Here is a 5,915-nt window from a genome sequence, read left to right as displayed (position 1 = left end):
GGAGTGGAGTCGGCGGCGCGGGCGGGAACGGCGGGACGGGATCAGGCCCAGGCTCCGGCGGCGGGTCCTGCGACATGGTGCGCTGGGTCCAGGACGCCGTGCGCGACGACGCCGCCGTGCGCCGCGCCGTCATCGCCGCCAGCCGGGAGATGAACGCCGCCGGTCGGGCCATGCTGGTCTGGAACGGCGACTGGCTGCAAAGCCGCAACCAGGCCGGCAAGGGTCTGGCCGGAGTGCGCCAGGCCATTGCGCTGGAGGTCGCCTTCGCCCCGGCCGAGTGCCGAAACCAGCGGATGACGGGCCTGGCCGTGCTGACGCTGGAGGACGGCGTCGACGGGGCGCGGATCGCCCTGGGCAAGGCCAGCTGGCGCTGGTCGGACCTGCTGGGGGCGGGTTAGGAAAGTGTGGGGTGTGTGGCGTGGTGACGGCGCGCTGGGTAGCCGATCGCCCTCCACACCCCACACCTCACGCCCTCGGCCCGAACAGGATGATCCCCGCCCCGACCAGACAGACCGCCGCGCCGATCAGATCCCAGCGGTCGGGCGTCGTCTTCTCGACCATCGCCATCCAGACCAGAGAGGCGCAGATATAGACCCCGCCATAGGCGGCGAAGGCCCGGCCCGCCGCATCGCTGGGAACCAGGGTCAGCAGCCAGGCGAAGGCAATCAGACAGACCAGACCCGGCGCCAGCCACAGCGGCGAGCGATCCAGCTTCAGCCAGGCCCAGAAGGCGAAGCAGCCGCCGATCTCCGCCAGCGCCGCCAGCGGGTAGATCAGCAACGCCTTCACTCGGGCGTTTCCGGCTTCTCAGCTTTCGCCGCCCGCTCGGCCGCCAGCTTGGCCAGCACCCGGCCTCGCCCCCGAGCCAGGGCGTGGATGGCGCCGCGCATGGTGGCGACCTCCTGTTCGGAGAAGGCGGCGCGGCCCAGCATGACGCGCAGGTTCTGGCTCATCGAGCGCTTCTTCTCGGGCGGATAGAAGAAGCCGCCGTTCTCCAGCTCCTCCTCCAGATGTTCGTACATGCCGATCAGCAGGTCGTTCGACGCCGGCGGCTCAGCCTCGCGGAAGCGCGGCGGCGGGGCGTCCAGGATCAGGGTGCGCCACTCATAGGCGTTGATCGCCACCGCCTGGGCCAGGTTCAGCGAATGGTGTTTCGGGTCGATCGGGATGGTGACGATGCCGGCGCACAGGGCGATGTCGGTCGTCTCCAGGCCGGCGCGCTCGCCGCCGAACAGCAGACCGGTCTTCAGGCCCGAGGCGGTGTCGTCATAGAGGACGCGACTGGCCTCGCGCGGGGTGCGGACCGGCTGGCGCGTCTCGCGGGGGCGGGCGGTGGTGGCGAAGACGGTGTTGAGGTCGGCGATGGCCTCGGCGACCGTGTCGAAAACCCGCACCCCGTCCAACACCCAGTCGGCGCCCGAGGCGGTGGCCCAGGCCCGCTCCTGGGGCCAGCCGTCGCGAGGGCTGACCAGGCGCAGGTCCGACAGGCCGAAGTTCGCCATCACCCGCGCCACGGCGCCGATGTTCTCGGCCATCTGAGGCTTGTCGAGGATGACGGCGGGGGGAGTCAGATCGGGCATTCGATGCACATACTCTTTCCGCTCATCCCGGCGAAAGCCGGGACCCAGTGCTTTCGCATCTCCAACGGCGCCTTAATGCGTCGGACGAAAGGTCGAGCGCCGCTTTCAAGATCGAAGCGCCCAAAGGTCTGGGTCCCGGCTTTCGCCGGGATGAGCGGATAACCAGGTTCAGTCCTCGCCGACCAGGGCCAGCCAGGGGTCGGCGGTTCCGGCCTCGACCTCGGCGACCTTGACGGCGGGCCAGCCGATGGAGGCGTCGGCCGAGGCGGTCCAGGCGGCGGCGATGAAGTCGCGCAGCTCGGCCGCGCCCGCCGCCAGCCGTTCGTTGACGAAGGCCGCGCCGCGCGGGTCGCTGTCGCGGAAGGCCCCCGCCTTCTCCAGTCGATAGAAGGGGACGACCGTGCCGAGCGTCGTCGTCAGATAGGCGACGGTGCGCGCCTTGACGTCGAAACCCGTCAGATCGGCGGCGGGCATGGCGGCCTCGACAGCGTCCAGGCGGGCGACGCGGCTGGTGAAGGCGCCTTCGAACAGGGCATGGGTCTGGCGCGAATTGGTGAAGCCTTCCGGGTTCGGAAAGTCGCCCCAGCCGTTGTAGTGGATGCTCGTATGGTGGGGCTGGGAGCCGTCGCCGACATAGTGGCCCATCACCCCGATGTCGCGCAGGATCAGGGCCTCGCGGCGGATGCGGTCGGCGCGGTACCAGGCCTGGCGCTCCATATTGGTCTCGCGCTTTTCGGCGGCGTTCAGCACGCGCCAATAGGCGAAGTCACGGCCCAGGTTCTGCCAGGCGTCCATCATGGCGTAGGGCAGATAGCCGGCGTCGTCGACGTCCAGCCCAGCCTGGGTCAGGGCGGCGTCATATTCCGACTTCAGACGCGGCAGGGCGGTCAGGCTCATGCCGCGCTGGTCGTAGACGCGCCCCTGGTCGTCCAGGTCGATGAAGTGGGCGGTATCCCGTTCGCGGTCATGCGGCTGGCCCGCGCCCTTCCACCGATCGGGCTCGCGCGCCAGTTCGCCGACGTCGGCGACGGCGCCGGGGGTCTTCAGAAAGGCGGGCAGGTCGTCCGGCAGGGCCCGCATCGCCGCCACCCCGATCAGCCGGTGCCCCGTATTGCCCCAGGCGTCGACCTGGACGGCGGGGACGGCGACGGCGAGGACCGCCAGGGCGGCGATGGCGAGACGTTTCATACAGGTGATCCTTGCGCAGATCACGACCGTCTAACGCATCCTTGATCGGCTCTCCAGCCCGACGGGGTGGCGATCGTGGCGCGAACGCCTAGGTTAAGCGGGCTCCCCGCCTTCTTGTCCCTTTCAGGCTCCACAGTCGCGGGCGAGCGACGACGTGATTGCGTCGTCGTCGTCGATGACGGCTTTCGTGGACGCCAGATCGAAAGGACCACGCATGTTGCGCGCGCCCCGCCTCGCCCTTCTCGTCTCCGCCGCAGCCCTTCTGACGGCCGCAGGCGCCCAGGCCCAAACCGCCACGCCCTATCAACCCGCCTCCGGCCAGACGACGCCGACCCAGGCGGCCCCGGCCGATCCGAACGATCCTTCGACCTTCACCGACGAAGAACTGCGCAAATACGACGCGGCCATCACCCGCGTCCGCGCCGTCAGCGACACCCTGAACGGCGCCCAGCCGACGCCGGAACAGCAGGCGGAAATGGCCGCTGCGGTTCAGGAGTCAGGGCTTGAGGTCGTGCGCTTCAACGCCATTTCGCGCGCCGCGGCCGACAATCCGGTGATCGACGCCCGGATCAGGGCCATGAAGGCGCCGCCGCCCGTCCCCGGCTCCGTCGCCGCCGGCGTCAGCGAGGCCGAACTGACCCAGTTCGTCCAGGCCATGGAGAAGATTCGCGCCGTGACCGCCACTGTGCAGAACGGCCAGGCCACGCCCGAGCAGAGCGCCCAGCTGACCGCCGCCGTCCAGGGCTCGGGCCTGGCCGTGGATCGCTTCAACGCCATCGCCGCCGCCGTGTCCCAGGACCCGGGGCTGCGCGCCCGGGCCGAACTGATCGGCGCCCGCTATCAGGCCGCCCAATAGGGCTCAAGATGCGACGGGTTCGTCCTCGGCCGCCGGGACGGACGGACCCGCCTCCTCCTCGTTCAGCAGCCGGCCCTCGCGGCGCGGCTTGATATAGGGGGCCGGCTGCGGCGTCGGCATGTTTCCGCGCATCAGCTGGCGGCCCGCCGTAATGCCGCCGGTCAGTTGCAGGTCCAGCCGCGCTTCGTCGCGGCGGCGGACATCGCCGATGGTCTCGGCCGCCTCATGCTCGTCCATACCCAGTTCGACCAGGGCGCGTTCGCCGAACTTCAGGGCGGATTCGAAGGTCTCGCGGATCTGATAGTCCACTCCGGCCTGGATCAGCCGCATCGAATGGCCCCGGTCGAAGGCGCGGGCCATGATCTTGGTCGTCGGAAACTCGGACTTGACCAGTTCGACGATCCGATCGGCGACCTCGGGCTTGTCCACGCAGACCAGGACGATCTCGGCCTCGCCCGCGCCGGAGGCCCGCAGGGTGTGAAGCTGGGCCCCGTCGCCGTAATAGACCTTGAAGCCGAACTGGGAGGCGGCCTGGATCATCTCGACGTCGTTCTCGATGATCGAGACGTCCACGTCGCGCGCCAGCAGGGGCTGGGACACCACCTGGGCGAAACGGCCGAAGCCGATGATCAGCACCTGCCCGCGCAGATCCTTGGCGAATTCCACGCCGTCCGCATCTTCGGCCGACAGGGTCGGCTTGGGCAGGAGACGCTGGGTCAGCAGACTGGTCAGCGGCGTCAGGGCCATAGACAGGATGACGATGGCCGACATCATGGCCCCAACCTGGGCGTCGAACAAACCGGCCGTCACCGCCGCGCCATATAGGACGAAGGCGAACTCGCCGCCCTGGGCGAACAGGGCCGCGCGTTCCACCGCCTCATGGTGCGAAGCCTTGAACAGGCGGGCGACGGCATAGATGCCCAGAGCCTTCACCGCCATGAAGGCGACCACGCCGCCGACGACCAGACGCCAGTCGGCGACCACCACCGACAGGTCCAGCGACATGCCGACGCTGAGGAAGAACAGGCCCAGCAGAATGGCCCGGAACGGCTCCACATCCGCTTCCAGCTGATGGCGGAAGCTGGATTCCGACAGCAGGACCCCGGCCAGGAAGGCGCCCATGGCCATCGACAGACCGCCCAGGGACATGGCCCAGGCGGCGCCGACGACGACCAGCAGGGCCGCAGCCGTCATCACCTCGCGCCCGCCGTAGCGCGCCAGAAGACGGAAGATCGGATTGACCAGATATTTGCCGGCCAGCAGCACCCCGCCGACCGCCGCCACCGCAAAGCCGACGGTCTGCCACAGGGGCGGCGCCTGTTCGTTCGCCACGCCCAGGATCGAGGCCAGGACGGCGACGACGGCCAGAAGCGGCACGATGGCGAGGTCTTCGAGCAGCAGGATGGAGACCGCGCGCTGGCCCGGTCCGCCCGCGATCGCGCCGCGCTCTTCCAGCATCTGCATGATGACGGCGGTGGAGGACAGGACGAACCCCATGGCCCCGACGAAGGCGACGGGGGCGGAGAAGCCCGCCAGCATGGCAGTGAGAGTCAGAATGAAGCCGCAGAACAGGACCTGGGCCGCGCCCAGGCCGAAAATCTCTTTCCTCAGTCCCCACAGGCGTTTGGGCCGCATCTCCAGCCCGATGATGAACAGGAAGATGACCACGCCGAACTCGGCGACGTGCAGAATGGTCTCGGGCTCGCGGAACAGCTTCAGGCCGAACGGACCGATGGTCAGGCCCGCCGCCAGATAGCCCAGCACCGAGCCCAGGCCGACCCGTTTGAACACGGGCACGGCGATCACCCCCGCCGCCAGCAGCGCCGCCGCCGCCCCCAAATCCAATCCCGACGCCGGCTCGGCCATGCTGCACCCCTGAAGCTAGGCTCCCATTGTGGGGAGGCTCGGCGCAGATTGCGAGAGGACGCGAAAGACACGCTGGAAGAGGATCGTGCGGCGAGCGGCGTCCGCGGCCACAGTTTCGCCTCAGACCAACCCGCGACTGACATCAAGGAGAACAACCGGAGGAAGCCATGTCACGCATCATCAGGATGGCGGCGCTGTCCGTTCTGAGCCTGTCCTTCGCCACACCGCCGGTCGCCGTGCCGAGCGTCGCCCTGGCCAAGCCGCTGGATGGCGAACCGACGCCGGCGGCGTGCCGACCGCTGGGGTTTGAGCTGCAAGCAGAACCAGACATGGAGGACGTCGTCGTCACGGCGTCGCGTCGGGATAGCGTTCGGTGTCGGCCCGCGCGGGCGTGGGCGCAGGCGTGATCGGCGAGACACGATATC

Annotated in this window: 6 protein-coding genes and 1 pseudogene; 3 read left to right on the top strand and 4 right to left on the bottom strand. The window is 69.2% G+C overall.

Annotated elements, in window-relative coordinates:
- Positions 1–398 (top strand): annotated as a pseudogene (locus AC07XS_RS15590) (hypothetical protein); the annotation flags it as partial.
- Between the two features lie 67 nt (positions 399–465).
- On the opposite strand, the gene AC07XS_RS15585 reads toward AC07XS_RS15590, so the two are convergent.
- From AC07XS_RS15585 to AC07XS_RS15575, 3 genes are all read right to left on the bottom strand, one after another.
- On the bottom strand, positions 466–789 hold the full coding sequence (locus AC07XS_RS15585) for a YnfA family protein (protein ID WP_182715167.1): 324 nt from the start codon (positions 787–789) through the stop codon (positions 466–468).
- Positions 786–1,580: an RNA methyltransferase gene (locus tag AC07XS_RS15580; RefSeq protein WP_182715168.1), complete on the bottom strand. Its 795-nt coding sequence runs from the start codon at positions 1,578–1,580 to the stop codon at positions 786–788. Before AC07XS_RS15580 ends, AC07XS_RS15585 begins: the two co-directional genes overlap by 4 nt.
- 168 nt (positions 1,581–1,748) lie before the next feature.
- On the bottom strand, positions 1,749–2,768 hold the full coding sequence (locus tag AC07XS_RS15575; protein ID WP_182715169.1) for a S1/P1 Nuclease: 1,020 nt from the start codon (positions 2,766–2,768) through the stop codon (positions 1,749–1,751).
- A gap of 214 nt (positions 2,769–2,982) precedes the next feature.
- Here AC07XS_RS15575 and AC07XS_RS15570 point away from each other — a divergent pair, with 214 nt between their 5' ends.
- Entirely contained in the window at positions 2,983–3,624 is a 642-nt protein-coding gene (locus AC07XS_RS15570) for a DUF4168 domain-containing protein (protein WP_321208185.1), read from the top strand.
- A 3-nt stretch (positions 3,625–3,627) separates the two neighbouring features.
- On the opposite strand, the gene AC07XS_RS15565 is transcribed toward AC07XS_RS15570, so the two are convergent.
- Complete coding sequence (locus tag AC07XS_RS15565) at positions 3,628–5,490, bottom strand: monovalent cation:proton antiporter-2 (CPA2) family protein (RefSeq protein ID WP_182715170.1); 1,863 nt, start codon at positions 5,488–5,490, stop codon at positions 3,628–3,630.
- Positions 5,491–5,657: 167 nt separating this feature from the next.
- Between AC07XS_RS15565 and AC07XS_RS15560 the strand changes: the two genes are divergently transcribed.
- A complete protein-coding gene (locus tag AC07XS_RS15560) occupies positions 5,658–5,897 on the top strand; it encodes a hypothetical protein (RefSeq protein WP_182715171.1) in 240 nt (79 codons plus the stop codon).
- Positions 5,898–5,915: the final 18 nt, after the last annotated feature.

It is taken from the genome of Brevundimonas sp. GW456-12-10-14-LB3 (assembly GCF_059424365.1).
The sequence above is the reverse complement of the archived record's forward strand: the minus strand, read 5'-3'. Positions and strand labels throughout refer to the sequence as shown.